This is a genomic window from Mycolicibacterium sp. P4_G11, assembly GCF_056555145.1.
Genome location: NZ_JBFUJW010000016.1, coordinates 36,881 through 62,657 on the forward strand (window position 1 = coordinate 36,881; position 25,777 = coordinate 62,657).

Sequence of the window (25,777 nt, forward strand, 5' to 3'; positions counted from 1 at the left end):
AGAGAGTTACGCCAATCCAGCTGCGCCGAGATGACGGTTTCTGACGTATATCGGGCGATTTTCGTCAGAAACCGTCATGCCGGCGCATTACGGCTACGCGCTGCCGGTGTCCGCGTACGACACCTCGGCCGCGGAGACGTCGTCGATCCGGTACTGCTTGGCGGCAGCGACGGCCACCGACGGATCGATCTCGCCGTCGCGGGCGAGCGCCTCCAGTACCGCCACCACCACCGACTCGGCGTCGGTGTTGAAGTAGCGACGGGCCGCCGGACGGGTGTCGGAGAAGCCGAAACCGTCAGTGCCGAGGGTGACGTAGGTGTTCGGCACCCACGGACGGATCTGCTCGGGCACCGCGCGCATCCAGTCCGACACCGCGACCACGGGGCCCGCGGTGTTCGCGAGCTTGGCGGTCACGTACGGCACCGGCGCCTGCTGGTCCGGGTGCCGCAGCGCGTGCCGGTCGATGGACACGCCGTCGCGGTTCAGCTCGCCCCAGCTGGTCACCGACCACACGTCGGCCGCCACATCCCAGTTGGCGGACAGCATGTCCGCGGCCCGCAGCGCCTCGGGCATCGAGACACCGGACGCCAGGATCTGCGCCTTGCTCGAGCGCTTCTCCGGCGCGGCGCGGAACCGGTACATGCCGCGCAGGACGCCCTCGGGATCGAAGTTCTCGGGCTCGGCCGGCTGCTGGTACGGCTCGTTGTAGATGGTGATGTAGAAGTAGACGTTCTCCGAGTTCTCGCCGTACATGCGCTCGAGACCGTTCTCGATGATGTACGCGATCTCGTACGCGAACGCCGGGTCGTACGCCACCACCGCGGGGTTGGTCGAAGCCAGCAGCAGCGAATGTCCGTCCGCGTGCTGCAGGCCTTCGCCGGTGAGCGTGGTGCGCCCGGCGGTGGCGCCCAGCACGAAGCCGCGGCCCATCTGGTCGGCCGCCGCCCAGAACCCGTCGCCGGTGCGCTGGAACCCGAACATCGAATAGAAGATGTAGATCGGGATCATCGGCAGATCGTGCGTGGCGTACGACGTCGACACGGCGGTGAACGACGCCGTCGACCCGGCCTCGTTGATGCCCTCGTGCAGGATCTGGCCGATCTCACTTTCCTTGTACGCCAACATCAAATCGGCGTCCACGGCGGTGTAGAGCTGGCCGTTGCGGTTGTAGATCTTCAGGCTCGGGAACCACGAGTCCATGCCGAACGTGCGGGCCTCGTCGGGGATGATCGGCACGATGCGCGGCCCGATGTTCTTGTCGCGCAACAGTTCTTTGAAGGTACGCACCGTCGCCATGGTGGTGGCCACGGCCTGGTTGCCCGAGCCCTTCTTCAGCGACTTGTAGACCTCGCGGCCCGGCAGCGGCAGCGGCTTGGACTTGGTGCGCCGCTCCGGCAGGAAGCCGCCGAGGGTCCGGCGCCGGTCGAGCATGTAGCGGAGCTCCGGCGATTCGGAGCCCGGGTGGTAGTACGGCGGCAGATACGGGTTCTCTTCGAGCTGGGCGTCGGTGATCGGCACCCGCGTCGCGTCACGGAACTTCTTGAGGTCGTCGAGCGCCAGCTTCTTCATCTGGTGCGTCGCGTTGCGGCCCTCGAAGTGGCTGCCCAGGGTGTAGCCCTTGATGGTCTTGGCCAGGATGACCGTCGGCTGCCCCTTGTGCTCCATGGCCGCGCGGTAGGCCGCGTACAGCTTGCGGTAGTCGTGGCCGCCGCGCTTGAGGTTCCAGATCTCCTGGTCGGTCATCGGGTCGACCAAGGCCTTGGTGCGGGGGTCGCGGCCGAAGAAGTGGTCGCGCACGTACGCACCGTCGTTGGCCTTGTAGGTCTGGTAGTCACCGTCGGGCGTGACGTTCATCAGGTTGACCAGCGCGCCGTCCTTGTCGGCGTGCAGCAGGGCGTCCCATTCGCGGCCCCACACCACCTTGATGACGTTCCAGCCGGCGCCGCGGAAGAACGACTCCAGTTCCTGGATGATCTTGCCGTTGCCGCGGACCGGGCCGTCGAGGCGCTGCAGGTTGCAGTTGACGACGAACGTCAGGTTGTCCAGCGCCTCGTTGGCGGCGACCTGGATCAGGCCGCGGCTCTCGGGCTCGTCCATCTCGCCGTCGCCGAGGAAGGCCCACACATGCTGGTCGCTGGTGTCCTTGAGTCCGCGGTCGTGCAGGTAGTGGTTGAAGCGCGCCTGGTAGATGGCGTTCATCGGACCCAAACCCATTGACACCGTGGGGAATTCCCAGAAATCGGGCATCAGGCGGGGGTGCGGGTACGACGGCAGGCCGCCGCCGGGGTGGCTGTGCTCCTGTCGGAAGCCGTCCAGCTGGTCGGTCGACAGGCGGCCCTCGAGGAAGGCGCGGGCGTAGATGCCGGGGGAGGCGTGGCCCTGGATGAAGATCTGGTCGCCGCCGCCGGGGTGGTTCTTGCCGCGGAAGAAGTGGTTGAAGCCGACCTCGTACAGCGACGCCGACGATGCGTACGTCGAAATGTGGCCGCCCACACCGACACCGGGGCGCTGCGCGCGGTGCACCATGATGGCGGCGTTCCAGCGGATCCAGCGGCGGAAGCGGCGCTCGACCTCTTCGTCACCGGGGAACCACGGCTCGAGATCGGTCGGGATGGTGTTGACGTAGTCGGTGGACGTCAGCGCGGGGATGGACACGCGCATCTCGCGCGAACGCTCCAACAGCCGAAGCATCAGGTAGCGGGCACGGGCCGGGCCGGAACGGCCCAACAGGTCGTCGAACGATTCCAGCCATTCGGCGGTCTCGTCGGGGTCGATGTCGGGTAGGTATGACGCGACACCGTCACGAATCACCCGGACCCGGTCGGGTTCGGCTGAAGTACTGGAGTTTTGAGCCAGGTCTTGGCGCACGAACTCAGTGGTCAACTGCCACTCCTTGCTATTCGATTTTGGCGGTGCTTTTGGCACTGCCAATCGTCCACCTATCGTGCCGCAGGATAGGCGGCGGGGTGGGCTACCGGCGAGTACGCGTTGTGATGACGATGATTGGCGGAATCACCCTGTACGGTCAGCTGATGGTGACGAGCGCGGTAGGTGTCTCGCGGCTTCGCGCAGCCGCTCTGGCGTTCGGGGGCCTGGCGGTATCCGCCATGGTGATCGTCGGTTGCAGTAAGTCCGTAGAAGGCAGCTCCACGGTCGATCAGCCTGGCGCAGCGGCGTACCGAACTTCGGTGTCGTTGTCGGCAGCGGCGTCGGCCAGTTCGAGTTCGTCGAGTGCCTCGGTCGCGGCGACCCAGGCTGCGTGCCAGGTCTTCGTCGACACCGGTAAACCGGCGATGCAGGCGGTCAACGCATACGTCGATGCCGAGAACGCCGGTGGCACCGATGCCGCCAAGTTGCAGGCCGCGGTTGACGCGCTGCACCACGCGGCCGACTCGGTGACCAAGAGTGCGACGACAGTGCAGTCGGACACTCTCAAAGCCGCGCTGGCCGGCTGGGCCGCAGCGGCCCAGACGCTGGCCACGGCGATCAGTACCAATGCGTCGACCTCTGATTTCAATGCGGCGGTCGACTCGTTCAATGAAGCCAAGTCGTCGACCGAGACGGCGTGCGGGTAAATCTCGCGCTTATCTCGGCGAACAAAGATGTGTCTTGCGTCGAATGAATCGTCGTCGCATGCGACTATTGGGTTCCACACACACAGACTGCATATCAGCAGGTAAGAGGAGGACACCGGTGGCCGCGGCGGACGCGCCGAACTACGCCCAGAGACTGGGCATTCAAAAAAATCAGATCGTCCAAGAGCTGGGCTGGGACGAGGACACCGACGACGACATCCGTCTCGACATCGAAGATGCGTGCGGTGCAGAGCTTCTCGACGAGGATTCCGACGAAGTCGTGGACGTCGTGCTGCTGTGGTGGCGCGATGACGACGGCGACCTGGTGGACCGGCTCATGGACGCCATCACCCCGCTGGCCGAGGACGGTGTGATCTGGGTGGTCACCCCGAAGACCGGCAAGAGTGGCCACGTCCAGCCTGCCGAGATCGCCGAGTCGGCGCCGACGGCGGGCCTGGTGGTCACCTCGTCGGCCAACCTCGGGGACTGGATCGCCAGTCGCCTGGTGCAGCCCAAGTCGAAGGCCGCGGGCCGGCACTAGTGCGGTTGGGTTTGCTCCCGCAGGTTTCCTGTGGCGCGAGCCTGACCGGGTGGCGGAATTTCGAACCCCATTTCGCCCTGTGGTCAGGCTCGCGACCGTGATCGACGTCGGGTCCGTCGCGCCGGACTTCACGCTGAAAGACCAGCACGGCCGTGCGACGACGTTGTCGGCGTTGCGCGGCCGGTCTGTGCTGTTGGTGTTCTTCCCGCTGGCGTTCACTCCGGTGTGTGCGGGGGAGCTGGGCGAGATCCAGGAGAACCTGGCCCGGTATCGCAACGACTCGGTGGAAACGCTGACCATCTCGGTCGGTCCGCCGGCCACGCACAAGGTCTGGGCCCGCGAATCGGGCTTCGAGTTCCCGATCCTGTCCGATTTCTGGCCGCACGGTGCGGTGTCCCAGCTCTACGGGGTGTTCAACGCCGATGCGGGCTATCCGGACCGTGGGACGTTCCTCGTGGATCGGGACGGCGTGGTGCGGTTCGCGGAGTGCACATCGCCGGGCGAGGCGCGCGACCAGTCGGTCTGGGTCGACGCCCTGGCCGCCCTCGACTGATTTTCCCTTGGCACGTCATCCCGTGTAGCGTGCCCGAGGCGGGGCGCGTAGCTCAGTGGTAGAGCTCTGGTTTTACACACCAGCGGTCGGCGGTTCGATACCGTCCGCGCCCACCAAATTCCCCCTGGTAGCGGCTTTGCCGGCCAATGGGGCTGTTGCTAGTCGACCGGGCTCATGTCGTCGGCGCTCCACCGAACCGCCGTGACGGCTGGGGCCTTGATGACATCTGCCAGCGCGGCCTCGATGCGGTGGTCGTCGCGTTCGTCGGCGATGACGGTGGCCGTGATGCGCACCCCCTCGTCGTCGGGGAGATCGACCGCGGAGATGGATCGCACCGTGAGGTTGGGGTGCGAAATCGCGTCGAAGATGAGGCTCCGGATGTGGAGTTCGGCGCTCGTGGCGCACCGCACCTCGAACCGGTATTCGGCGGAGGACTCTTCGGCGCCGGGGCGGCGGTGCCGGTCCAGCGTGCGTCCGACCGGTCGCAGGAAGATGTTGGCGGCGATGACCGCGCAACTTCCGATCACGGCGGGCACCATCAGTCCACCGCCGGCCAGGGCACCGATGGCGGCCGACGCCCATAGGGTGGCCGCGGTGTTGAGCCCGGAGATCGTGGCGCCTTGCTGCATGATCACGCCGGCACCGAGGAAGCCGATACCGGATGCGACCTGGGCGGCGACGCGCGTGGGGTCAGCGTGTTCCCCCGCGAAGGTGTAGCCGCCCATGATCACGAACAGCGTTGACCCGAGGCTGACCAGAGCGGCGGTGCGCAATCCGGCGTTGCGGGAGCGCCACTGCCGCTCCAGCCCGATCGCCGCGCCCAGGCCCAGGCCGGCGCCGATCCGCAGCGCGATATCCAGTGTGTCGATCACCTTGTGCTCCTGTTGCTTTCGAGTTGATGGACGCGCTCTCAGCGCGCCCATCGGCTGCGACGGCAGTAGGGGCGGATGGTAGGGACAGACTGCGAACTCAAAGTGAACAGTGGCCGACTCGTAGTGAGACGCGGATACCGCTGATGCTCGACCTCAGGCGGCGGCCTGCGACGTCGCGGCGGCCTGCGTGCTCTGGGTCTTCTTGCCGGACTTCGACTTCGGCTTCTTGGTGCTCGTCTTCTTCTCGGTCTTGCTGCCGGTGTCCGACGTGCCCGAATTGGCGTTCGGGGTGGTTCCGGCCCCGGTGGTGTCCGGCTTGGTCCCGTTGTCAGCACCGGTGGTGTCCGGCTTGGTGGCATCCTTGGTGTCTGTCGGGTCCTTGGTGTCCGTCGGGGTGGTCGCCGCGGGCTTGGCTGCTGTGGGCACGGGCTTCAGTGCAGGCTTGACCTTCGTCGCCGCAATCTTCGGTACTGCGGTGATCGCGACCCCGGCTGCCGGGGTGGGCGTCGTCGCCGCGATCGGTGCCGGCTGAGTGGCCAGCGCGTTGGCGATGGTCTGCTGCGCGAAGGCGATCCCGTCGACGATCTTGCCGGCGCCGGTGCCGAGTCCCTGGACGACGAGCTTGACGCCGTCGACCACGGCGGTGACGAGATTGCCGATGTTGATGGGCAGCAGGGCGGCCACGACGTTCTGACCGGCGATGATCGCGGAGGTCGCGAAATCGTTGAAGCCGCCGAGCAGGCCGGCACCGAGTCCGATGAGCGCCGCGGGCACCGCTTGTTGCAGGGCCTGGTCGACCGCCAGTTGGCGCTGGTTGCGCTCGATGACGGAGACCAGAATCGGCCCGCCGATGACGGTCACCGCGCCGATCAGTCCCGCCTCGACGGTGCCGAGTGCCCCGACCAGGTCCCGGGCGAGGATCTGCTGGGCGACGGTGACCACGAGCCCGGGGATGGCATTGATCGTTTGTCCGACGCCTTGGCCCGCCTTGGCGAGGCCGACGCCGATCGTCAGGGCGTCATCGACCTGATTGATCACCCACTGCCTGAACGCGGGGAATTGCAGGATGTCGGCGACCGTGGCGGTGAGCTGGATATCCGGCACCTGCACGCTGTGGATCGCCGGTGCCGGGAGGGCGGTCAACGCCGGTGGTGGAGAGGCGGTGATGATGACGCCGGCAGCCATGACGGCGGCGGCGGTGGGCAGGCTCAAACGAGTTGTGAGTGTATGCATTTGAAAGCTCCTGACCGAGGTGTGGAACTCAAGCATTATTGACGGTATCGACAAAATTGCCTCGGTGCTGAGCTATTTGCAATGTTTGTGGGGCGACGCCTTTCGGCCGCGCCTAGTGCTGCGGCCGATGCCCGTCGGGGTGGAAGCTCCCGGGCGCCATTTTCGGCGCTTCGGGATCGGATGCCAGAGTGCGGCGCAGGCGCTGACCCAACTCGTGGTTCTGTACCGGCTTACCGACGTGTGGCGCGAGCGCTCGCGCAATGGCCTGCAGGACGGGCTCCCGGGGCGGGATCGGATAGAAGTGATCGCCGATGACCAGCCAACCGTTCCCGCCCGCGGCAGCGCCACCAATCAGCTTGCCGACCAGATCCGGCAGGTCGATGCCTCCGGGGAGGGTATGCAATTGCGCGATCACCGACACCGTGTTGTTGAAGCGGTTGGTGACGTAGATCCGCGAGCCATTGGGCGAAACAGCAACGGCCCCTGCGTAATTACCGACATTGACGGTATCGGTCACGGCCATGGTGGCAGTGTTGATCCGGCTCACATCGCCGGTCAGCTGGGTGGCGTATAGCGCCGAACCATCGGGTGCGACAGCGATGTCGTTGAGCTCCTGGCCGAGCGGGAACGTGACGCCGGTGGTGACCGTACCGGTGCCGACGTCGACCACGGTCACATTGCTGGTGGTGACACCGAACTTGACCGCGCCCATCACATAGATGCGGCTGTTGTCGGGGCTGACGACGAGCCCGCTGATCGGCTTGCCGAGAGTGATCGTCTTGACGACGCTGTGGGTGGCGGTGTCGATGGCCCAGATCGGGTCGCCGCCGTAGCCCGCGACGTAGAGCCGGGTGCCGTCGGGGCTGACGGCGAGGTAGTACGCCTCGTCGACCTTGATGGTTCCGGTCACGGTGTTGGTGGCGGGGTCGATCAGCATGACCTTCGGGTCGGAGGTGCCGTCGATGTCACCGCCCGAGGCGAGATAGACGGTGGAGCCGTCGGGGTGGACTGCAACCTGGCCGGCCCAGCCGGACAGCACCACGGCCACAACGGTTTTGGTGCTGATGTCCATCACCGACAGCCCGCCGAGGTTGTTGCAGTACAGCCGAGTACCGTCTGGATGCACGGCCAACTGCTGGGCGCCCTGCAATCCGACGCCGGGTCCGATGGCGTCGACCACGGCGTTGGAGGCCGTGGCGATCACGGAGACCGTCGAGCTACCGCTGTTCCCGACGTAGAGGCGATCGCCACCCGGACTCGGCACCGCCGATATGGGGCCGCCGCTCTCGGGGATCGTTGCGATGACTGCGAGCATGGCGACGGCTCCTTCGGGCTACAGGGATTCGATGACCCGGGTTGCGGTCGGCAGGTCGACGCCGGCCTCGTCTCGGTAGGCCTTGACTGCGGCGATCTTGTTGCCGGACGCCAGCAGTTCGAGCACTCGGTCCGACACTTGTGATTGCGCCATCGACCGCACGTCGGGCACGGGGATCCCGGTCTGCGCGTAGAGATGTCGAACCAATTGCTCCAGCGCGCCGAGCCGCTCGTAGATATCGTTCGTCGTCACGTCGCCAGTGTGGCACCTATGCGCCGGCCGTGGACCGAAAGTGACATCAGGTATCGGCGGACTCCGGGCCGGATTCATTGGCAGGTGGTCGTCCGGCTCCATCTGTCTCGGCAGCCCATTCCTGCGTGACGCGCTGTTTCTGCTCGGCTGCAACCCGACTCAGATGTGCAGCTTTCGGCCAACCGTAGTGCGCGGCGAAATGCAGTATCAGTTCGTCCATTTCTCCGAACGACAGGTCACGGCTCTTCAATGCGGCGTAGACGTGGCTGATGATCGGGAACGGTGCGTCCTGAAAGGCGACACAGGCCACGGTGATCAGCCGCCGCTCTTTCCTGGCCAGCCCTGGCCGCAGCCACATCTCGCCGAAAACGAAGTTCAGGATGCCGGCACCCTGGAACGGGTTGTCCTGGTTGGGTGCGAACGGCAGGCAGTTGATGTCCTTGAAGCACGCCGCTCCGACCGCCAGCCGTTCTTCGGGGTCGCTGGGGGTCGAGAGCGGCAACAACGGTTCGGGCTCCGGGACCGGCAGGCCGCGCTCCTGATGGATTCGGCTCCACTCCTGGTCGACGATCATGTTGAACCGGGAAGCCTTCGGCCAGCCGGCGTACACCGCGAAATGCAGCACGGTTTCCCGGATTTCGAGGATGGTGATGTCACCACTGTTCAATGCCGCATAGACGTGCGCGCGTAACGGGTCTTCGGCATCGGCGTCCGCGACGCAGGGGAGGGTGATGAATCGTCGTTCCCGCCGGGTCAGCCCCGGACGCTGCCACACGTCGGCGAAGACGAAATCCCGCAAGTGGTCGTCCACCGGTGTGGATTCCGGTGGTGCGGGAACGGTCATGACGTCGGCGTACGCCAGCTTGCCGCGCTCCATACGGTCGGTGTCGAGTCTGGTCATGCCCGTCCTTTCTGGCTCACCGAATGGTGACGCCGGCATCGACCTTGAATTCGAGGCCTGTGACATATCGGGATTCGTCGGACATCAGGTACAGCACTGCGTTGCTGATATCGATGGCTTCAGCCATGACGATCGGTAGTGCATTGGCGAAAAGCGGTGCCAGATCGGGCCGTTTGTCCCGAAGCAGGCCATGTAGGGACGCCGGCTGCATTCCGGTCGCCACCCCTGTCGGATGCACGGTGTTCACGCGAACGCTCTGCGCGGCAAGCTCATTGGCCAAACTCTTGCTGAGCCCCACGATCCCGTGCTTGGAGGCCGTGTAGGGATGGTGAAGGGGGGTTCCTTTGGTGCCGGCGGCTGAGCTGATGTTGACCAGGCTGCCACCGCGGTCGACCAGATGGGGCAGCGCCGCCGAGCACGTGTTCCACGTCCCGATCAGGTTCACGTCGACAACGGTGCGCCATTGTTCGGCGGTGGAGGTATCCCACGTTCCCGCAGTGAGCACACCGGCATTGGCGACGGCCCCGTCGAGGCCGCCCAACTGTCCGACGCCGTCGTCGACCGCGGCTCCCAATGCGTCGGCATCGCGAACGTCGACGGCGAACGTCACGGCGCGGCGGCCGTATTTCCTGACGAGCCTGGCGGTTTCGTCGAGGTCTTCGCGGGTGGCCAGTGGGTACTCCAGGACGGAGAGGGACTGGCAGATGTCCACGAGGATGAGGTCTGCTCCCTCCTCTGCCAGACGTATGGCGTGGCTGCGGCCCATCCCGCGTGCTGCGCCCGTGATGAGGACTCTCTTGCCGGCCACGCGTCCGGTTGCCGCGCTCATAGCTTGTTGCAGAAGCCGGCGTCGACCGGGAGGGTGACTCCGGTGATGTACTGCGCAGCATCGGAGACCAGGAAGGCTACGGCGTGACTGATGTCTTCCGGCTCGAGTAACCCGACCGGCATGGGGTTCTGTAAGTGTGGTCCGCCACCGGGATAGTTCTCCAGGAACGCCGTCATCGCCGGGTTGACCGCCATCATGGTGTTGACCGCGGTCGGGTGCACGGTGTTCACCCGGATGCTTTGTGGGGCAAGCGCATTGGCCAACGTCCGCATGAGTCCGACGATGCCGTGCTTGGATGCCGCATAGCCCAGACCGCCGGCCTGCGAACCACCGAAGCCCTTCAATCCCGCAGTGGAGCTGGTGAAGACGATGGACCCGCCGCGTCCGCCGGCGATGATGTGGGGGATCGCCGCCTTGGCGGTGTGCAGAGCCCCGGTCAGGTTGACGTCGATGACGTCGGTCCACATTTCGAGCTCTTCTTCGATCGTCAGTTCACGGAACGCCATCGTGGCGATACCGGCGTTCGCACACACGATGTCGAGGCGGCCGAACTGCTCGACGCCGGCATCCAGTGCTGATTTGAGTCCGGCGAAATCACGGACGTCAGCGACGGCGGTGACGATCTTGCCGCCCACCGATTCGACGAGGGTCGCGGTTTCGGCGAGTTCGTCGCGGCTCGCCATGGGATAACCGTTCGATGCGATGTCGGCGCAGATGTCGACCGCGATGATGCAGGCGCCTTCTTTCGCCAGATGCACGGCGTGACTACGCCCTTGCCCACGGGCCGCTCCGGTGATGAAAGCGACCTTCCCGTCCAACAATCCCATCTGAACTCCTTGCTCGTCATGCACTCAAAGTTGGGCGTAAACCGTCTTGGTCTTCAGGAAGCTCTCGATGCCGTCGCGTCCCCACTCATGGCCCCAGCCGGACTGCTTGTAGCCACCGAAGGGCATCGAATGGTCGAACACCATCTGGCAGTTGAGGGTTACGGTGCCGGCGTCGAGCCGCTTCGCCAGCCGGTGCGCGCGGCTGATGTCCTTGGTCCAGGCGGTCGCGGCCAGCCCGTACTCGGAATCGTTGGCGAGGGCCACGACTTCGTCGTCGTCATCGAATGGCAGGATCGCGACCACTGGCCCGAAGATCTCCTGCTGGTACAGCCGAGCGGTGGGAGCGACATCGGTGAGAACGGTTGGGTGCACGAAGAATCCACTGCGATCCAGCCGGTTTCCGCCGGTGACCACCTCGACCCCGTCCCGGCGGCCCCCTTCGATGAAGCCCAGCACCTGGTCGAGTTGTTTGGCGCTGATGATCGGGCCGATCAGGACGCCGTCCTCTGCCGGTGCGCCGAGCTTCACCGAGTTCGCGATGTTCGCGACGCCCTCGACCACCTTGTCGTACACGTTGCGCTGGGCGAAGATTCGCGATCCGCTGATGCAGCCCTGCCCGGAATGGATGAAGATGCCCATCGCGGCCATCGTGATGGCGGTGTCCAGGTCAGCGTCGTCGTAGATCAAAACCGGTGACTTGCCGCCCAATTCGAGCGCGACTCGCTTGAGGTTGCCGCTGCCGGCGGCCTGCACGATCTGCTTACCCACCACGGTGGAGCCGGTGAACGCGACCTTGTCGACGCCGGGATGCGCGGTGATCGCGGCCCCGACTGTGTGGCCGTATCCGGTGACGAGGTTGACCACGCCGTCCGGCACCCCGGCTTCGGCCAGGATCCGCTCCAGCAGCAGGGCCGAAAGTGGCGTTTCTTCAGCAGGTTTGACGATACAGCTGCACCCCGCGGCGAGGGCGGGCGCGAGCTTGGTGCAGGCGTTGAACACCGGCCCGTTCCACGGGAAGATCAGCCCGACGACGCCGTAGGGCTCCTTGAGCGTGTACGCGTGCATGTTGGTGAATGCGCCGGTGATGCCGCCGGTCTGTTGCACGTCGTGAGCGATGCCGTTGAGCTTGGTGCACCAGCCCGCGTAGTAGCGGAAGGATTCGGCGCACGTCGACATGATCATGAACGCCTGGAAGTACGGCATTCCGGTATTCAGCGAATCGATCTGGGCGAGTTCGTCGGCGTGCTGGTCGATCAGATCGGCCACCCGCCACAGCACTTTGGCGCGCTCGCTACCGGGCAGTCCACTCCACACTCCGGACGTGAAACTCTCGCGCGCACGGGTCACGGCTGCGTCGACGGCTTCGGCGCCGCCGTCCCGGAACTCGGCCAGCACTTCCTCGGTGGCGGGGTTGATGATCGGGATGACGTCGCCGGCTCCGGGCCGACTCGCGATGTCGTCCAGGACCGACTGCACCGTCATCGCGGCACCTCGGTGAACTCGATGTGCAACTCGGTGAGGCCGCGCAGCAGGAAGGTCGGCTCGTAGCCGTAGCTGCGGTTGTTCGGGCCGCCGTGCTTGGCCTCGCTGATGCGGATGTCGCGCGTGCGGTCGAGCAGTCGGCTGATGGTGACGCGGCCCTCGACCCGCGCCAGGGGAGCGCCGGCACACGTGTGGATGCCACGCCCGAAGGCGATGTGCTCGCGTACGTTCTTGCGATCGAGGTGGAAGTTGTTGGGGTCCTCGAACTTTCGGGGATCACGGTTGGCTGCGCCGAGGCACAGCATCAGGACCGTGCCGGCTTTGATCGGCACGCCACCGAGAGTGGTGGACTTGCGGCAGAGCCGGAAGTCCACCTTGGTGGGGCTCTCGAGGCGCAGCGCTTCCTCGATGAAAGGGGAAATCAGATCACGGTTTTCCCGGAGATGGTGCTGCAGCTCCGGCTGGTCGCCGAGCACCTTCACCGCGGAGCTGAGCAGCTTCGTCACTGTTTCCTGCCCGGCGGCGAAGAGGAATGTCGCCGGACGTACCACCTCCAGCAGCGGAGGGACGGAGCCGTCGGGATAGGTGGCGGTGGCGAGCCCGGTCAGCACATCCTCGCGGGGATTCGCCCGGCGGTCGGCGATGTACCCGCTGAACAGATCATCAAGGTACTGAAGGGGATTGGAGCCCACGGGCTCGTGGTCGAGGGCGCCGACCCGGGAGCCCGGGGCGTTGCCGGCCCCGAGGTTGCGCCGGATTTCCGGACGGTCCTCTTCCGGAACCCCGAGCAGATCCGCGATAGCCAGGGTGGCGAAAGGCTTGCCGTATTCGCCGAGGAACTCGCACTGGCCGTTCGCGATGAACTCATCGAACTGGCGGTCGGCGAGGTGCCAAATGTAGTCCGCGTTCTCCTGCAGGCGGCGCGGCGTCAACAGCCGGCTCAGCAGGGATCGGGCATTTTCATGCTGGGGTGGGTCCATCACCACCATGTGTTCGAAAATCGGGAACTCGTGCCGGTGCGCCTCGATGAGCTCGCTGATGTCGTCCCCGTCCGGGGTGAACGGGAGCGGCGGGAACGGGCCGCCGATGGCGTTGACGGCGGAAAACGAATCGACATCCTTGAACGCCGCCTGGACTTCCTGGTACCCCGTCACCGCGACCACGCCGTAGTGCGGTTCGCGCACGACGGGTCCCTGCTGACGCAGGTGGTCCCAGTACGCGTACGGGTCCTGGGCGATCTCGGGGTTCGTGAAGTAGTCGACGTCGGCGATGTCGGTCACGGTGGACTTGGGCTGCATGACAGCAACTCCTGATCGATCGATCAAATGTTAGACTGCCGTATGCCTATCACGCGCCGCGAGCGCCGGTCAAGCATTTCGGGGCGGACTCGTTGATGACTCAGGGGCGCAAATCGAAGGCCGATGACGGCGGTGCCCGGCAGCGCCTGATCGAGGCGGCGGTGCAGATCATGCATGACGAGGGGTATGCCGCGGCCACCTCGCGGCGGGTCGCGGCCCTGGCCGGCGTCAAGCAGGCGCTGGTCTATTACTACTTTCCGACCATGGACGACCTGTTCGTCGAGGCCCTGCGCGCCGGTGGGGAAGTAGCGCTGGAACGGCTGCGGGAGGTGTTGCTCGACGAGGATCCGCTGCGTGCGTTGTGGCGTATCAACAGCGACCCGCGGCAGACCGTGTTGAGCACGGAATTCATGGCATTGGCCAACCACCGCAAGGCTGTTGGCGCCGAATTGAAGGCGTATTCGGAGCGCGTACGCGACATCGAAACCGCGGCGGTGACGCTGGTTTTGCGGGCGGGCGGCGTGGATTTGAACGCCTACCCGCCGGTGGTGATGTCGATGATCGTCGCCCAAATCGCTCGCAGTGTCGGCAATGAGGCTGCGGTCGGTGTGACCCGGGGGCATGAGGAGCTCCGCGCGTTCATCGACCGGCAGATCGATCTGCTGTCGAAGCCTTCGGAAGTCGTGCGCGACTGATCGTCGGGCGGTTTGCTCGGCGCCCGCCCGTTGGGCGATCCCGCGATCTTCCTTGCATCTCGTCATTGACAGTGCGCTGCATCGCATGTCATGGTTCCTGATCGATCGACCAAATTGTGAGTCGACGAGCCGAACCGTCCTTTCCGCGGCGGTGGCGACAACCAGACAGTGAGGTGGACTCATGGTGGGACGGGTAGCAGGCAAGGTCGCGTTCATCACCGGCGCGGCACGCGGTCAGGGGCGCAGTCACGCCGTGCGGCTCGCCGAAGAAGGCGCCGACATCATCGCCATCGACATCTGCGGACCGGTCAGCAGCAATCCGCAGATCGCACCGGCGACCCCAGACGACCTCGCCGAAACGGCGGACCTCGTCAAACAGCTGAACCGGCGCATCGTCACCGCCGAGGTCGACGTGCGCGACTACGCCGCGGTGAAGGCGGCCGTCGACAGCGGGGTCGAACAGCTCGGCAGGCTGGACATCATCTGCGCCAATGCCGGCATCGGCAACGGCGGCCAGACACTGGACCACACCAGCGAAGAAGACTGGACCGACATGATCGACGTCAACCTATCCGGCGTCTGGAAGTCGGTCAAAGCCGCAGTGCCACACCTCATCTCGCAGGGCCAGGGTGGCTCGATCATTCTGACCAGTTCAGTGGGTGGCCTGAAGGCCTACCCGCACACGGGTCACTACATCGCCGCAAAGCACGGCGTGGTCGGACTGATGCGGACCTTCGCCGTGGAGCTGGGGCACCACTCGATCCGGGTGAACTCGGTGCACCCCACGAACGTGAACACCCCGCTGTTCATGAACGAGGGCACCATGAAGCTGTTCCGTCCGGATCTGGAGAGCCCGGGTCCCGACGACATGAAGGTCGTCGCGCAGATGATGCACGTGCTGCCGGTGGGCTGGGTCGAGCCGGTGGACATCAGCAATGCCGTGCTGTTCCTGGCGTCGGACGAATCCCGTTACGTGACAGGCCTTCCCATGACCGTCGACGCCGGAAGCATGCTCAAGTAACCCTCTCGCGCCACCGAACGGCAACCAACTGAATAGGAATCAACCCAACGGCAACGGAGCCAAAGCCCATGGCCAGTAACAGTTCTCGTGTCAACCCCCTGTTCGCCGCAGGCACACCAGACGTGCCTGCCCACCACTCATCTCAGCGAGCCGCGAAGATCAGCGGTTATGGCGGCCTGGCGGTCGCGGCCTGGCTGGTCACCGCGGTGGCGACGGGCCACGGGGTCGCCGTCGCGGATACCGCCGGCGGATCGGCGAGTTCGACGTCAGCGAGTTCGTCAAGCTCGTCGAGTGGTTCGACGTCCTCGGGTTCTCCTGGTTCGTCCGGCGGGACATCGGGTACCGCGAGCGGTGCGGTGTCCGGGTCGACGGCAACCACCGGCGCAACCGGCACGGCGGGGACCACGGGAACGACCGGGCCTACCGAAGCGACGGGCGCCACGGGCAGCTCCAGCGCCAACGGGTCGTCATCGACATCCGCGACATCGGGATCGACTTCGTCGAGCACCGACGTGGCCTCGGGGGTGATCGTCAGCAGCAGTGGCGGAGCCCATACCGGCAGTTCGTCCACGACTCCGAAAGACGGCACCCACGAAAGCGCCGGTGGCAGTGAGACATCCGGATCGAACAAGGCCGGCGCGACTGCCAAGCCCTCGTCCAAGTCGAGTATGAGCCCCAAGTCCTCGGCCAAGCCGACGCATGCGGAGACCACCAGCGCCGCCCCGAAGACCTCGGGGCAGACGACGGTGAGCGCCGCAGCCGTCAGCACGAACGTGACCACAAAGACCTCCGCGGTGACCGCGGCGGCCGTGGCCCCCACGGCACAGACGATGCCGGTGGCCGCGACGACGGTCGCACCGGCCGCCGTCGCAGTACCGGCCGCTGTGACTGCTCAGGTTGTCGCTCCGGCAACAGGTTTGGTGGGCTTCCTCAACAATGTGGTGACCAACCTCCTCAATCCGTTCCTCAAGCCGGTACCCAACACGCCGGACCCGTTCGCCCCCGCCGTGTGGGCGGTGCTGTCCTGGGTGCGGCGCAACGTCTTCAACCAGGCGCCGACCATCGCCTACAACCCGGCCACCACCGTCCAGACCGGGCAGACGGTGACCGGCAACCTCGGAGCATCCGACGCCGAAGGCGACGCCATGAGCTACAAGGTCACCCAGGGACCGAAGTACGGCACACTGACCATCGATCAGGCCACCGGCAACTTCACCTACACCCCGAACGACATCAATTACACGGCGGTGCAGACCGATTCGTTCTCGGTGTCGGTGAGCGACGGCAAGTTCAACCTGCTGGGCCTGTTCAGTCCGCACAGCGCCAAGGCAAACATCGGAGTGTCGGTGCTCAACCCCGACGTTCAGCGAGTGATCCTGAATCTGCCCGATACCGTTGTCAGCCCAGCTAATCCGCGCTACTCGGCCGACGGCAAATCCATCTTCTTCGCCGGTCAGCCAACTGCCGGGGGCCGCTCGGAAATCTACCAGATCAAGACCGACGGTACCGCCCTGCAATGTGTGACCTGCGGCGTCACTGCCAGCGAAACCGGCAATCTGGCCAAACCCGTTCCCGTCGACGATGGTTCGGGCCGAGTGCTGGTGCTGGTGAACGTCACCGGGCAGTCGCCGCGGTACTCCATGCTGGAAACCGGAATCAACGGGGCCCAACTGGTGCCGATCACCACGCCGGCCGGCGGTGGATACGCCATCGACCCGCAGCGCGAGATGCGGGTGTCGCCGGACGGTACGCACGTGCTCTACACCCGAATCGTGATCGGGCCCAACAACCTTCTGCAGGCCCTGCCGATCGTCGGCACGCTCACCCGCACCGATACCGGCTACTCGGTCACCGATGCCCGGGTGGTGTACCCCACCGGCGAAGGCAAGCAGTGGACACCGGACGGCAAGGGCGTGGTGATCCTCGGCGGTCAGTTCGATGCGGGCAATGTCGACGACATCGAAGTCGACCTCGCCACCGGCAAGGTGACCAGGGTGACGGCCAGCCTCGACTACGACGAGGACATGGACTACTCGCCCAATATGCAGTGGATCGCCATCGGCAGCACCCGCGGGCTGAATGCGCTGACTCCGATGACTCGGATCATCCGGCAGAACTTCCTGCCGGTGTACGTCGGCGCACCCGTGTACCTGGAGTGGGCCGCCCCGATCAACGTCTCCAATCAGGAATGGATCGTCGCCGTCGGCGATGAGCTCAACCGGGAGAACGGTATTCCGCTGTTCGACACCGGCGACGGGTACGCCGCCCGCAGTATGCCGAGCTGGAATCCCGATGGCACCGCCGTCACGTTCTGGGAGTCCAGCGTCACCGATCCGACGGTGTCCCGACTGGTCATCGCGAACCTGAAGTACACCACCAGCGTCGGCCCGGTGGCGACGGACCGGTCGACCCCGAGCTCAGCTTCGTGGGCCCCGGCCCTCGGCAGCTACGTCGCCGCAACGACACCGCTGCCGGCCACCGGAACCTATTCGGGCGTGGGTGGTGGCACCGCGGTGGTGACCGAGGCGCCGGACCAGAACGATGCCACGCGCACGGTCCGCACCGTCACCTACACCAACTACGTGAACGAACTTGGTGAGATTCTCAACGGCACCGAATCGGCCGACTACAACTCCAGCCAGACGACGGTCCACTACCTGGCCGATATCACTGTCACCGGAGCCCACACGGGCTATCTGACTGCTGACGCGAACATCAACGCGTTCCAGCAGTCGTTGACCGGCACCATCACCTCCAGTGTCGACGGCGATGTGCAGTCACTGCCGGACCCGGATGCGGCGCACCAAGCGCAGCAGGACGCCTAGCAGCCGCATCCCGGCGAATGAAAGGACCGCATCATCGGAACCGGCAGCGAATTACCCAGTGGTGCATTGCTTCTGGGTGAAGACCGGGTCACGGGCTCCTCCGGCGGATTGCACCACCACGTCTATCCCGGTACCGGTCGCGTGAACGCCATCGTCGAGATGGCTGGATGCGCTGAGGTCGACAGAGCGGTTGGCATAGCCACGCAGGCTCAGCGGAGGTGGATGTCGTACCCGCCCGACCGGCGCCGCGACATCCTGTTCGGCCTGGCGGATCTCATCAGCGAGCACCACACCGAATTCGCCCGGATCAACACCCACGACTACGGTGTGCCGACGGCGTTGGCAGCGACGTCGGTGCTGACCGAGCGGTTCCTCCGTTTCTACGCCGGGTACGTCGATAAGGCCGATGGCGCAAGCACTCCCGTGATGGGTGGCTTCGACCTCAACTTGGTGGAGCACGAACCGTACGGCGTCGTGGGTGTGATCGCGCCGTGGAATGGCGCCCTCGTGGTGATCGGGCTGGCGGTCGCTCCAGCCCTGGCCGCGGGCAATGCCGTCATCGTGAAGCCGTCGGAACTTGCGCCGCTGGCGGCACTTCGGTTCGGCGAGCTGTGCCTGGAGGCCGGCTTGCCTGCCGGGCTCGTCAATGTGCTCCCCGCGGGAGCGGACGGGGGCGAAGCTCTCGTGCGGCACCCTGGAGTGGGCAAGATTCATTTCACCGGAGGCACTGCCACTGCCCGGCGGGTGTTGACAGCTGCCGCGGAGAACATCACCCCGGTGGTCGCCGAACTCGGGGGCACTGCTGCCGCCGTCATCTTCGACGATGCCGATCTGGATGCGGCCGCGAGTCTGTCCGCGCACCAGGGCCCGATCATGCAGGCCGGCCAGAGTTGTGCCTGTAGCAGCCGAATCTTTGTCCACGACAACGTATATGACGCATTCATGGAGAAGTTTCTCGCTGCCGTGACGCGCGCCCCGATCGGCGACCCGCTGCGCTCCGATGTGCTCTTCGGCCCGGTGATCCACCAGGCCGCCGTCGACCGCATCCTCACGACCATCGAGCTGGCGGTCACCGAAGGGGCCGGCGATCTCGTGCTCGGTGGCAAGCGGATCGACGGCGAGCTGGCCTCGGGGTTCTACGTCGAGCCGACGGTGTTCTCGGAGGTTGACAACCGGTCACCACTGGCCCAACAGGAGACGTTCGGGCCGGTCGTATCGGTGATGCGGTTCAGCGACGATGCCCAGGCTGTGGATCTGGCCAATGACACCCGGTACGGGCTCAACGCTTTCGTCCACACGACGAATCTCCAACGCGCCCATGCCGTGTCACGGCAGCTTCAGGCCGGGTCGATCTGGGTGAACAGTCGAAGCGACATCCAGCCCCAAGGTCCCTATGGCGGATACAAGCACAGCGGCATCGGCCGGTCGGGAGGAACCGAGGGCCTTCGCGAGTTCCGGCAGACCAAGAACATCCGGATCAAGTTGTCCTGATCAGCGTGTCAGGCCTCCAGCCTGGCCCGGACGCTCGCGAGTCGTTCCCGCAACTCGGCTTCGCCGATGACGCCGCGAGCGACGAGCGAGTGCGCGAGCGAGACCAACTGGCTCTCGGGGTACGGCAGGCCGGCGTACACGGTTGCAGAGAGGGCGTCTTCCTCGTCGCGGCGTTCCTTGAAACCGAGCACTTCGGTGTCGCACGCCGAATGGTCGAGCGCGTCGCACAGGCCGTCGAGGCTGGTTTTCCATGGGGGAACCGGGTTTTCGACGCCCCACTTGGCGGCCATGCGCGACCAGACCTGGTCGCGTGCCACGATCTCTCGCAGTGGCGCGATCTCGCTCATCCGGCCGTCCCCGGGTGCATCGCCGGGCGGGTTGTCACGATCACGTTGGTGGTCACGCCCGGCTTGGGGAGCGCCACCCCGATCAGGCAGTCGCGCGTGATGATCTCGACGAGTTGATCTTCGGTCCACCCGTCGGTGCCCTCGGGGCGCATCGGCATCACCATGAAGCGATGCTTCTGGTTGGAGTCCTCGACCCGGACCTCGATGTCGTCGGGCAGGTAGAGCCCGAATTCGGCCAGCACCTGACGAGGCCAGCGGACCAGGCGCCGCCGGTAGTTGGGCGTGCGGTACCACTCGGGCGAGTTCCCCAGAATCGGCCGCGGATAGCACGAGCACAGCGCGCAGACGATGACGTGATGCACCGTGGGCGTATCGGCGAGGATCTGGAAGGCGACGAAATCGCTTGGGGTGCCGAAGCCGGTGGGCTCCAGCCAGTCGACGCCGACAGCCCTGCTGGCGGCCAGTGAGTCGTTGACGGCGAGTTCGGCGAACTCGGGATCGAGCCAGGCGCGGGCGACCAGCCGGGCAGCGGGGGTGGGGCCGATCTGCTCGGCGAACTCGGTGAAGCGCCGATGCTCCTCGGCGGTGAAAATGCCCTTCTCGATACACAATTCGCGTAGCGCGATCTCGAGCACCTCGAAGTCGGTGATCTCGTCGACCATGGGCTTCACCGTGCGGGCGTGATCGTGGTCATGATCATGGTGGTGATCGGAGCCGTGATCCGACATGCAAATCCTTTCTGGCAATAGTGAATTGAGCTAGGTGGCTGCTTGGAGCCAGCGTTCGGGGATTTCGGTGCGCAAGGTGTCCTTCGTCGTCCCGGTGTAGTCGTGCCACAGCTCGGACTGGTTGAACTCGACGACGTAGAACCACTCGGGAGGCGCTTCGGGGATGTCCCAGGTCTCGTCCTCCGGCGCCGGGCTTTCGTATGCCTGCGCGGCGATGGTGCCGGTCGCGCCGCGCACATATTCGGGAGTGCGGGTGTAGAAGATGACGGGCAGCTCCCGCACCGTCACCTTGTCGCCGATCTTGAATTTCGGCGTGCCCGCCTTACCGGCATAGATCTGCGGATCGCCGATGCCGACTGCCTCGATGTGGTGCTTGTTGCGTTTGACGTTCGAACCGTCGCCTTCGGACTTCGGTCTGGCCTCCAGGGTCTTCCCGTCGAGCCCGCCCTCGTACCGGCCCTTGACCTCGGCCATCCGCTCCATGAGTTCGCCGAGGCTGATGTGGTGCTTCTCGATCAACACCCGCGCTACCGACAACAACCAGCGGCCGTAGTAGGGCAGGCCCAGGTATTCGGCGCGGCCCACGTCGACGTTGCCGATCCGGCGCCGTTCCTCCGACAGCCAGATCCCGCGCCAGGCCAGCACCTCGCAGATCACATACGTCATGTGTTCCCACAGTTCGTACTGCTTGTTGACGTACTCCATGGGCGCATCAGGCTCGCCGCCCACATCGTGGACCGGTTTCAGGTACGCCGCGATGCGGGCGGAGTCGAGCATGTCGGGGTAGGGGGCGTCGGGAAGTTCCGGATACGACGATTTCAGTCGGGACGTCAAGCCCAGTTGGGCTGCGCGCTCGGCCGCTGTGCTCATGACAGCTCCTCGGGTTGTGCAGACGCAACAATCTGACGCGAGGGGCCGATTCGGCATCCAACACATGCTGAGGAACGAACGCACCCCCGGCGTCCTCGCTCACATGACTACGTGACGACCATAGCCCTGCGGTGCGGGTCGTGTGCCGCTTTGCGTGCATTGATCAAAATCGTTGGAATGCAACAGTATTCGACATCGATCTAGTCCTGTCCGGTTGTGTTGGCTGGGCGCCTCCGGTCTGGCCGTCGAGCCCATCGGCTTCGCTGCCCGGCAGCTAGCAAATCCCGTCTTTCCCCGCGGGGCCTGACATGTGATGCTGGGCTCGGCGACCGCGGCGGAAGGGCCTGAAATGGACGTGAGCACGATCAGCGACGAAATGCGGGAACTGCTGGAACGCGCGCTGGGCCCCTTGCCCGATCCGTGCGATCTGCCGCTTCCGCCCATGGGCCTGTCGCTCGAGGAAGAACGAGAGCAGCGCAAGCGCGACCTCGCGGTGGCGTTTCGCGTGTTCGGCAAGCTCGGGTTCTCCGAAGGCGTCGCCGGGCATATGACAGCCCGCGACCCGGAGCACCCGGATCTGTTCTGGGTCAATCCGTTTGGCATGAGCTTCAACCACATTCGCGTCAGTGACCTGATCTGCGTGGACCACCACGGCCGAGTCGTGCACGGCACCCGGCCGGTCAACGCCGCGGCGTTCACGATCCACGCGCAGGTGCACAACGCCCGGCCGGACGCCGTCGCCGCCGCCCACACCCACTCGCTGTACGGCAAGGCGTTCTCCGCGCTGGGCATCCCGCTGGAGCCGCTCACCCAGGACGCCTGCCCCTTCTACGAGGACCAGGGTCTCTACCTCGACTACCGCGGGGTGGTCCTCGCCGAGGAGGAGGGCAAGAACATCGCCGCCGCGATCGGTGACAACAAGGCCGCCATCCTGCGCAACCACGGCCTGATCACCGTCGGCACCTCGGTCTCGGCGGCCGCGTGGTGGTTCGTCACGATGGAGCGGTCATGTCAGGCGCAGCTGCTCGCGATGGCTGCCGGCACACCTACTGTCATCGACCACGACACCGCCAAGCTGGTGCACGGCCAGATCGGCAGTGACCTGGTCGCGTGGTTCCAGTTCCGGCCGCTGTGGGAACAGATCGTCGCCGGCCAGCCGGACGTCTTCGACTGATGGGATTTTTCCCGGGCTTCACCGACGAGCGGCTGGCCGTCAACGGGGTCGAGATTCAGGCGGTGATCGGCGGGTCGGGTCCACCGCTGCTGCTGCTCCACGGCGCACCACAATCGCATGTGATGTGGCATCACATCGCACCCCGACTGGCAGAGCGGTTCACCGTGGTCGCGACCGACCTTCGCGGCTACGGTGACAGCTCAAAACCGGCCGGCGGAGGCGACCACGCCGACTACAGCTTCCGGACGATGGCGGCCGATCAGGTCGCCGTGATGAACCAGCTGGGGCACGACTCCTTCAGCGTCGTCGCCCACGATCGTGGTGCGCGCGTGACGCATCGGATGATGCTCGACCACCCCGAGGTCGTGACCCGGGCTGCGCTGCTCGACATCGTTCCCACCAAGTACGTCTACGACCACGCCGACACCGCGCTCGCCACGGCCTACTTCCACTGGTTCTTCTTCATCCAGCCCGCGCCGCTGCCCGAGCTGATGATGCAGCCGACGGCCGCACTGCTGCTCAAGGCGTTTCTGGGGGCCTTCGGTGGCACTGACTGCTACGACCCCGAGGCCATGGCCGAGTACGAACGCTGCTTCGCCACACCGGAATCCATCCATGCCATGTGCGAGGACTACCGCGCCGCGGCGACCATCGATCTCACCCACGACGCCGCGGACGAAGGACGCACGGTCGACTGCCCGTTGCTGATTCTGTGGGGGTCACGCGGCGTCGTCGGCCAGCTCTACCGGCCGCTGGAGGTATGGCGGCGGTACGCCAGCGACGTGCGTGGCCAAGGCCTCGACGCCGGCCACTACCTGGCGGAAGAGTGCCCGGACGACGTGCTCACCGCACTGGATGAATTTCTCGGTACCAGTTGACCGCGGCTGCGCGCCCAGCGTCTTCATATCAATATCTGAGCTGATTCATTGCTGGGCCGTTCACTGTGGGCTCATGTCCACTACAACTCGTGCGCGGCGCTACGGCGTCGTCACCCTCGCCGGATTCGCTGCGCTCTCCCTGTCGGCCTGCGGATCATCGAACACACCGGCGCCCAGCTCGAAAGCTGCCAGCACCTCGTCGTCGTCGCCCTCCGCCAGCCCGGCTCCCGGAGGTCCGGGCGGCAAGGACCGGGTGTCCGGGCTGGTCAACTCGGTGTCGGGCGGCACCGTGTCGGTCACGGGGAAGGACGGGCCGGGCACCGTGAACATCACCTCCTCGACGCGCATCACCCAGCTCGCCCCCGGCCAGCTGACCGACGTCACCGCCGGCGAGTGCGTCGCCGTCCGCCCGGTCACGGGCAACGACAACAACAACAGTCCCGCGGTGACCGCCGCGAACGTCCTCGTCGGCCAACCGCGCAACGCGCAATGCGGCGAGAAGGGCGGGAAGCGCGAACATGGCATCAACGGCACGGTCGCCTCGGTGAACGGCAACACGATCACGGTCACCGACGCCGACAACAGCCAGATCACCGTGACGGTGACGCCCGATACCCGCTACACCAAGAGTGCCGGCGCGGACGCGAAGGCGATCGCCGCAGGGATGTGTCTGGGCGCGCGCGGTACCAAGGACGGCAGCGGTGTCCTGCAGGCCACGTTTGCGATGGTGCGGCCCGCGATGAACGGTGCGTGTGGCGGCGGAGGCGGCGAGCACCAGCACCGCTAGCGATCACCCCGGCGGCGCGAAGAACTCCAGCGCGATGCCGTCGGGGTCGCGGAAACTCAGGCCGGACCCGTAGGGCGCGTCGATGACGCCGCCGTGCGTGACGCCCAGCTCCTCGAGCCGGCCGGCCCAGTCGACGAGGTCGGCGCGGGAGGCGCAGCCGAAGCCGACGTGATCGAGGCCGGCCCGGAACTCGCTGAACTGGCCCGGCTCGATGGCGCGGTCGTGCTGGTGAATGCCGAACAACGTGCCGCCGGGCAGTGCCCACACCAGATGTCGGTAGCCGGCATCGGTGTGCTCGTCGAGCACCGGGTCGTCGCCGATCAGGGCGCGATACCAGGGACCGCTGACGGCCATGTCACTGACCGTCACTGCGACATGGTTCAGTGCTGCGAACGCCATGAGATGCCTCCTGATTGTGAATGTTGGGTCATACCACCGGTTTTCCGCGCCGCGCGCGGGCCCGCATATCCCACAGGTACAGCTGGTAGCCGAACAGCCACACATCGCGCGGGATCACCCGGTCGGCCAGCCGCAGCGCCGTCATGAGCCGGTCGAACCAGCGCTGGTGCGCGGGCGTCCAGGCCAGCTTCATGTGGGTGCGGAACTCGGCGGGCAGGAAGCCCGTCGTCGCGAACAGGTTGAAGGGACCGGCCAGCTGCCGCAACGGGGTGGGCAGGAACGCCAGCGACGCCACGCCGTGCAGGTGTTCGCGCACGGGTTCGTCGATCTGCAGCTGGTCGAGCGTGCGTTTCCAATACTCGTCGAAGGCGAGCCGGTCGGCCGGCCACATGCTCTCGCGCACCTGCAGCGTGGTGCCGAGGGTGCGGGCGTCCTGATAGATGGCGTCGGCGGCCTCGGGGCTCAGCGGGCCGTACAGGAACTCGTGCTGATCGATGTAATAGCGGTACAGGCACGACGCCACCCACAACTGCAGCTTCGGATCGAACGCGCTGTACTTCACCGGGCTGGACGCCGTCGACCGCACCAGGGCGTGCACCCGGTCCACCTCGCGGCGGATCAGGGCGCGGTCGTCGTCGGTGCCGTACACGGCGGCCGCCAGATAGGTGCCGGTGGTGCGGGCGCGTTTGAACGGGTGCTTGTAGACATTGCCGCTGTCGACGGGGCTTTCCAGCACGCCGTAGCCCACTCCGGGCAGAGCCAGTTGCATGATCACGTTGGCCGCCGGTGCCAGGGCAGCCGCGGGGTTGATGAGGTCGACAACCCGCTTCGGGTGCCGAGGAGGACCGAGCCGCATGATGCCGAGTAAACACCCTGTGAGACGC

General features: G+C 65.8%; 26 protein-coding genes and 1 tRNA gene. 11 read left to right on the forward strand and 16 right to left on the reverse strand.

The features are described 5' to 3' along the window. Positions 1-93: 93 nt before the first annotated feature. Positions 94-2,883 (reverse strand): pyruvate dehydrogenase (acetyl-transferring), homodimeric type, encoded by a 2,790-nt coding sequence (aceE, locus tag AC1U2B_RS27480; RefSeq protein WP_071288162.1) that lies wholly within the window; start codon positions 2,881-2,883, stop codon positions 94-96. 149 nt (positions 2,884-3,032) lie between these two features. Between aceE and AC1U2B_RS27485 the strand changes: the two genes are divergently transcribed. The 4 genes from AC1U2B_RS27485 to AC1U2B_RS27500 all read left to right on the forward strand — a co-directional run bounded on the left by AC1U2B_RS27485 (position 3,033) and on the right by AC1U2B_RS27500 (position 4,785). Further along, positions 3,033-3,575, forward strand: coding sequence for an Rv2240c family protein (locus AC1U2B_RS27485; RefSeq protein ID WP_260971564.1), 543 nt, complete (start codon positions 3,033-3,035; stop codon positions 3,573-3,575). A gap of 58 nt (positions 3,576-3,633) precedes the next feature. Beyond that, positions 3,634-4,116, forward strand: a complete 483-nt coding sequence (locus tag AC1U2B_RS27490) for a DUF3052 domain-containing protein (protein WP_043986520.1) — start codon at positions 3,634-3,636, stop codon at positions 4,114-4,116. A gap of 97 nt (positions 4,117-4,213) precedes the next feature. Next, on the forward strand, positions 4,214-4,669 hold the full coding sequence (locus AC1U2B_RS27495; protein ID WP_480219272.1) for a peroxiredoxin: 456 nt from the start codon (positions 4,214-4,216) through the stop codon (positions 4,667-4,669). Positions 4,670-4,710: 41 nt separating this feature from the next. Further along, positions 4,711-4,785: transfer RNA gene (locus tag AC1U2B_RS27500), tRNA-Val, on the forward strand. 42 nt (positions 4,786-4,827) lie between these two features. On the opposite strand, the gene AC1U2B_RS27505 is transcribed toward AC1U2B_RS27500, so the two are convergent. The 9 genes from AC1U2B_RS27505 to AC1U2B_RS27545 all read right to left on the reverse strand — a co-directional run bounded on the left by AC1U2B_RS27505 (position 4,828) and on the right by AC1U2B_RS27545 (position 13,660). Beyond that, the gene (locus AC1U2B_RS27505) at positions 4,828-5,538 is read right to left on the reverse strand and encodes an MgtC/SapB family protein (RefSeq protein WP_043400659.1); all 711 of its coding nucleotides are present in this window, start codon (positions 5,536-5,538) and stop codon (positions 4,828-4,830) included. 156 nt (positions 5,539-5,694) lie between these two features. Next, on the reverse strand, positions 5,695-6,774 hold the full coding sequence (locus tag AC1U2B_RS27510; RefSeq protein ID WP_480219273.1) for a hypothetical protein: 1,080 nt from the start codon (positions 6,772-6,774) through the stop codon (positions 5,695-5,697). Between the two features lie 112 nt (positions 6,775-6,886). Continuing rightward, positions 6,887-8,089 (reverse strand): beta-propeller fold lactonase family protein, encoded by a 1,203-nt coding sequence (locus tag AC1U2B_RS27515; RefSeq protein ID WP_480219274.1) that lies wholly within the window; start codon positions 8,087-8,089, stop codon positions 6,887-6,889. 18 nt (positions 8,090-8,107) lie between these two features. After that, a complete protein-coding gene (locus AC1U2B_RS27520) occupies positions 8,108-8,341 on the reverse strand; it encodes a hypothetical protein (protein ID WP_043986517.1) in 234 nt (77 codons plus the stop codon). 46 nt (positions 8,342-8,387) lie between these two features. Beyond that, complete coding sequence (locus AC1U2B_RS27525; protein ID WP_480219275.1) at positions 8,388-9,242, reverse strand: carboxymuconolactone decarboxylase family protein; 855 nt, start codon at positions 9,240-9,242, stop codon at positions 8,388-8,390. Between the two features lie 16 nt (positions 9,243-9,258). Beyond that, complete coding sequence (locus AC1U2B_RS27530) at positions 9,259-10,071, reverse strand: mycofactocin-coupled SDR family oxidoreductase (RefSeq protein WP_480219276.1); 813 nt, start codon at positions 10,069-10,071, stop codon at positions 9,259-9,261. After that, a complete protein-coding gene (locus tag AC1U2B_RS27535; RefSeq protein WP_480219277.1) occupies positions 10,068-10,898 on the reverse strand; it encodes a mycofactocin-coupled SDR family oxidoreductase in 831 nt (276 codons plus the stop codon). Before AC1U2B_RS27535 ends, AC1U2B_RS27530 begins: the two co-directional genes overlap by 4 nt. Positions 10,899-10,922: 24 nt before the next feature. Next, positions 10,923-12,380, reverse strand: coding sequence for an aldehyde dehydrogenase family protein (locus AC1U2B_RS27540; RefSeq protein WP_480219278.1), 1,458 nt, complete (start codon positions 12,378-12,380; stop codon positions 10,923-10,925). Beyond that, entirely contained in the window at positions 12,377-13,660 is a 1,284-nt protein-coding gene (locus AC1U2B_RS27545) for a cytochrome P450 (protein WP_043986563.1), read from the reverse strand. The genes AC1U2B_RS27540 and AC1U2B_RS27545 overlap by 4 nt, the downstream gene beginning before the upstream one ends. Positions 13,661-13,773: 113 nt before the next feature. Here AC1U2B_RS27545 and AC1U2B_RS27550 point away from each other — a divergent pair, with 113 nt between their 5' ends. Together AC1U2B_RS27550 and AC1U2B_RS27555 are read left to right on the forward strand one after the other, a co-directional pair. Then, the gene (locus tag AC1U2B_RS27550) at positions 13,774-14,373 is read left to right on the forward strand and encodes a TetR/AcrR family transcriptional regulator (protein WP_480219279.1); all 600 of its coding nucleotides are present in this window, start codon (positions 13,774-13,776) and stop codon (positions 14,371-14,373) included. A gap of 181 nt (positions 14,374-14,554) precedes the next feature. Beyond that, on the forward strand, positions 14,555-15,394 hold the full coding sequence (locus AC1U2B_RS27555; RefSeq protein ID WP_043986515.1) for a mycofactocin-coupled SDR family oxidoreductase: 840 nt from the start codon (positions 14,555-14,557) through the stop codon (positions 15,392-15,394). Positions 15,395-15,560: 166 nt separating this feature from the next. Here AC1U2B_RS27555 and AC1U2B_RS27560 read toward each other — a convergent pair whose 3' ends face one another. Beyond that, positions 15,561-16,214 carry a hypothetical protein gene (locus AC1U2B_RS27560; protein ID WP_480219280.1) on the reverse strand — a complete coding sequence of 218 codons (654 nt, stop codon included), beginning with the start codon at positions 16,212-16,214 and terminating at the stop codon, positions 15,561-15,563. Between AC1U2B_RS27560 and AC1U2B_RS27565 the strand changes: the two genes are divergently transcribed. Further along, positions 16,168-18,219, forward strand: coding sequence for a cadherin-like domain-containing protein (locus AC1U2B_RS27565; RefSeq protein ID WP_480219281.1), 2,052 nt, complete (start codon positions 16,168-16,170; stop codon positions 18,217-18,219). The genes AC1U2B_RS27560 and AC1U2B_RS27565 overlap by 47 nt on opposite strands. A 30-nt stretch (positions 18,220-18,249) precedes the next feature. After that, on the forward strand, positions 18,250-19,710 hold the full coding sequence (locus tag AC1U2B_RS27570; protein ID WP_480219321.1) for an aldehyde dehydrogenase family protein: 1,461 nt from the start codon (positions 18,250-18,252) through the stop codon (positions 19,708-19,710). A gap of 8 nt (positions 19,711-19,718) precedes the next feature. On the opposite strand, the gene AC1U2B_RS27575 is transcribed toward AC1U2B_RS27570, so the two are convergent. From AC1U2B_RS27575 to AC1U2B_RS27585, 3 genes are read right to left on the reverse strand one after another with little or no spacing between them, the layout of a single operon-like run. Further along, positions 19,719-20,057 carry a thiocyanate hydrolase gene (locus tag AC1U2B_RS27575; RefSeq protein ID WP_480219282.1) on the reverse strand — a complete coding sequence of 113 codons (339 nt, stop codon included), beginning with the start codon at positions 20,055-20,057 and terminating at the stop codon, positions 19,719-19,721. Then, positions 20,054-20,785: a thiocyanate hydrolase subunit gamma gene (gene scnC, locus AC1U2B_RS27580; RefSeq protein WP_480219283.1), complete on the reverse strand. Its 732-nt coding sequence runs from the start codon at positions 20,783-20,785 to the stop codon at positions 20,054-20,056. The genes AC1U2B_RS27575 and scnC overlap by 4 nt, the downstream gene beginning before the upstream one ends. A gap of 30 nt (positions 20,786-20,815) precedes the next feature. Then, positions 20,816-21,655, reverse strand: coding sequence for an SH3-like domain-containing protein (locus tag AC1U2B_RS27585; RefSeq protein WP_480219284.1), 840 nt, complete (start codon positions 21,653-21,655; stop codon positions 20,816-20,818). 349 nt (positions 21,656-22,004) lie between these two features. On the opposite strand from AC1U2B_RS27585, the gene AC1U2B_RS27590 reads away from it, so the two are divergent. The 3 genes from AC1U2B_RS27590 (at position 22,005) to AC1U2B_RS27600 (ending at position 24,494) form a co-directional block, all read left to right on the forward strand. Continuing rightward, complete coding sequence (locus AC1U2B_RS27590) at positions 22,005-22,829, forward strand: class II aldolase/adducin family protein (RefSeq protein WP_480219285.1); 825 nt, start codon at positions 22,005-22,007, stop codon at positions 22,827-22,829. Beyond that, positions 22,829-23,707, forward strand: coding sequence for an alpha/beta fold hydrolase (locus AC1U2B_RS27595; protein WP_480219286.1), 879 nt, complete (start codon positions 22,829-22,831; stop codon positions 23,705-23,707). The genes AC1U2B_RS27590 and AC1U2B_RS27595 overlap by 1 nt, the downstream gene beginning before the upstream one ends. Positions 23,708-23,780: 73 nt before the next feature. Next, positions 23,781-24,494: a DUF5666 domain-containing protein gene (locus tag AC1U2B_RS27600; RefSeq protein ID WP_480219287.1), complete on the forward strand. Its 714-nt coding sequence runs from the start codon at positions 23,781-23,783 to the stop codon at positions 24,492-24,494. 3 nt (positions 24,495-24,497) lie between these two features. Here AC1U2B_RS27600 and AC1U2B_RS27605 read toward each other — a convergent pair whose 3' ends face one another. Next, the gene (locus AC1U2B_RS27605; protein ID WP_071288149.1) at positions 24,498-24,893 is read right to left on the reverse strand and encodes a VOC family protein; all 396 of its coding nucleotides are present in this window, start codon (positions 24,891-24,893) and stop codon (positions 24,498-24,500) included. Between the two features lie 28 nt (positions 24,894-24,921). After that, on the reverse strand, positions 24,922-25,749 hold the full coding sequence (locus AC1U2B_RS27610; protein WP_043400639.1) for an oxygenase MpaB family protein: 828 nt from the start codon (positions 25,747-25,749) through the stop codon (positions 24,922-24,924). Positions 25,750-25,777: the final 28 nt, after the last annotated feature.

Excerpts from the sequence above, each read along its gene's own strand:
- AC1U2B_RS27485 (WP_260971564.1), top strand. The coding sequence starts at position 3,033 with ATGGTGACGAGCGCGGTAGGTGTCTCGCGGCTTCGCGCAGCCGCTCTG.
- AC1U2B_RS27490 (WP_043986520.1), top strand. The coding sequence starts at position 3,634 with ATGCGACTATTGGGTTCCACACACACAGACTGCATATCAGCAGGTAAG.
- AC1U2B_RS27510 (WP_480219273.1), bottom strand. The coding sequence starts at position 6,774 with ATGCATACACTCACAACTCGTTTGAGCCTGCCCACCGCCGCCGCCGTC.
- AC1U2B_RS27515 (WP_480219274.1), bottom strand. The coding sequence starts at position 8,089 with ATGCTCGCAGTCATCGCAACGATCCCCGAGAGCGGCGGCCCCATATCG.
- AC1U2B_RS27525 (WP_480219275.1), bottom strand. The coding sequence starts at position 9,242 with ATGACCAGACTCGACACCGACCGTATGGAGCGCGGCAAGCTGGCGTAC.
- AC1U2B_RS27530 (WP_480219276.1), bottom strand. The coding sequence starts at position 10,071 with ATGAGCGCGGCAACCGGACGCGTGGCCGGCAAGAGAGTCCTCATCACG.
- AC1U2B_RS27535 (WP_480219277.1), bottom strand. The coding sequence starts at position 10,898 with ATGGGATTGTTGGACGGGAAGGTCGCTTTCATCACCGGAGCGGCCCGT.
- AC1U2B_RS27540 (WP_480219278.1), bottom strand. The coding sequence starts at position 12,380 with ATGACGGTGCAGTCGGTCCTGGACGACATCGCGAGTCGGCCCGGAGCC.
- AC1U2B_RS27550 (WP_480219279.1), top strand. The coding sequence starts at position 13,774 with ATGACTCAGGGGCGCAAATCGAAGGCCGATGACGGCGGTGCCCGGCAG.
- AC1U2B_RS27555 (WP_043986515.1), top strand. The coding sequence starts at position 14,555 with ATGGTGGGACGGGTAGCAGGCAAGGTCGCGTTCATCACCGGCGCGGCA.
- AC1U2B_RS27575 (WP_480219282.1), bottom strand. The coding sequence starts at position 20,057 with ATGAGCGAGATCGCGCCACTGCGAGAGATCGTGGCACGCGACCAGGTC.
- scnC (WP_480219283.1), bottom strand. The coding sequence starts at position 20,785 with ATGTCGGATCACGGCTCCGATCACCACCATGATCATGACCACGATCAC.
- AC1U2B_RS27585 (WP_480219284.1), bottom strand. The coding sequence starts at position 21,655 with ATGAGCACAGCGGCCGAGCGCGCAGCCCAACTGGGCTTGACGTCCCGA.
- AC1U2B_RS27590 (WP_480219285.1), top strand. The coding sequence starts at position 22,005 with ATGGACGTGAGCACGATCAGCGACGAAATGCGGGAACTGCTGGAACGC.
- AC1U2B_RS27595 (WP_480219286.1), top strand. The coding sequence starts at position 22,829 with ATGGGATTTTTCCCGGGCTTCACCGACGAGCGGCTGGCCGTCAACGGG.
- AC1U2B_RS27600 (WP_480219287.1), top strand. The coding sequence starts at position 23,781 with ATGTCCACTACAACTCGTGCGCGGCGCTACGGCGTCGTCACCCTCGCC.
- AC1U2B_RS27605 (WP_071288149.1), bottom strand. The coding sequence starts at position 24,893 with ATGGCGTTCGCAGCACTGAACCATGTCGCAGTGACGGTCAGTGACATG.
- AC1U2B_RS27610 (WP_043400639.1), bottom strand. The coding sequence starts at position 25,749 with ATGCGGCTCGGTCCTCCTCGGCACCCGAAGCGGGTTGTCGACCTCATC.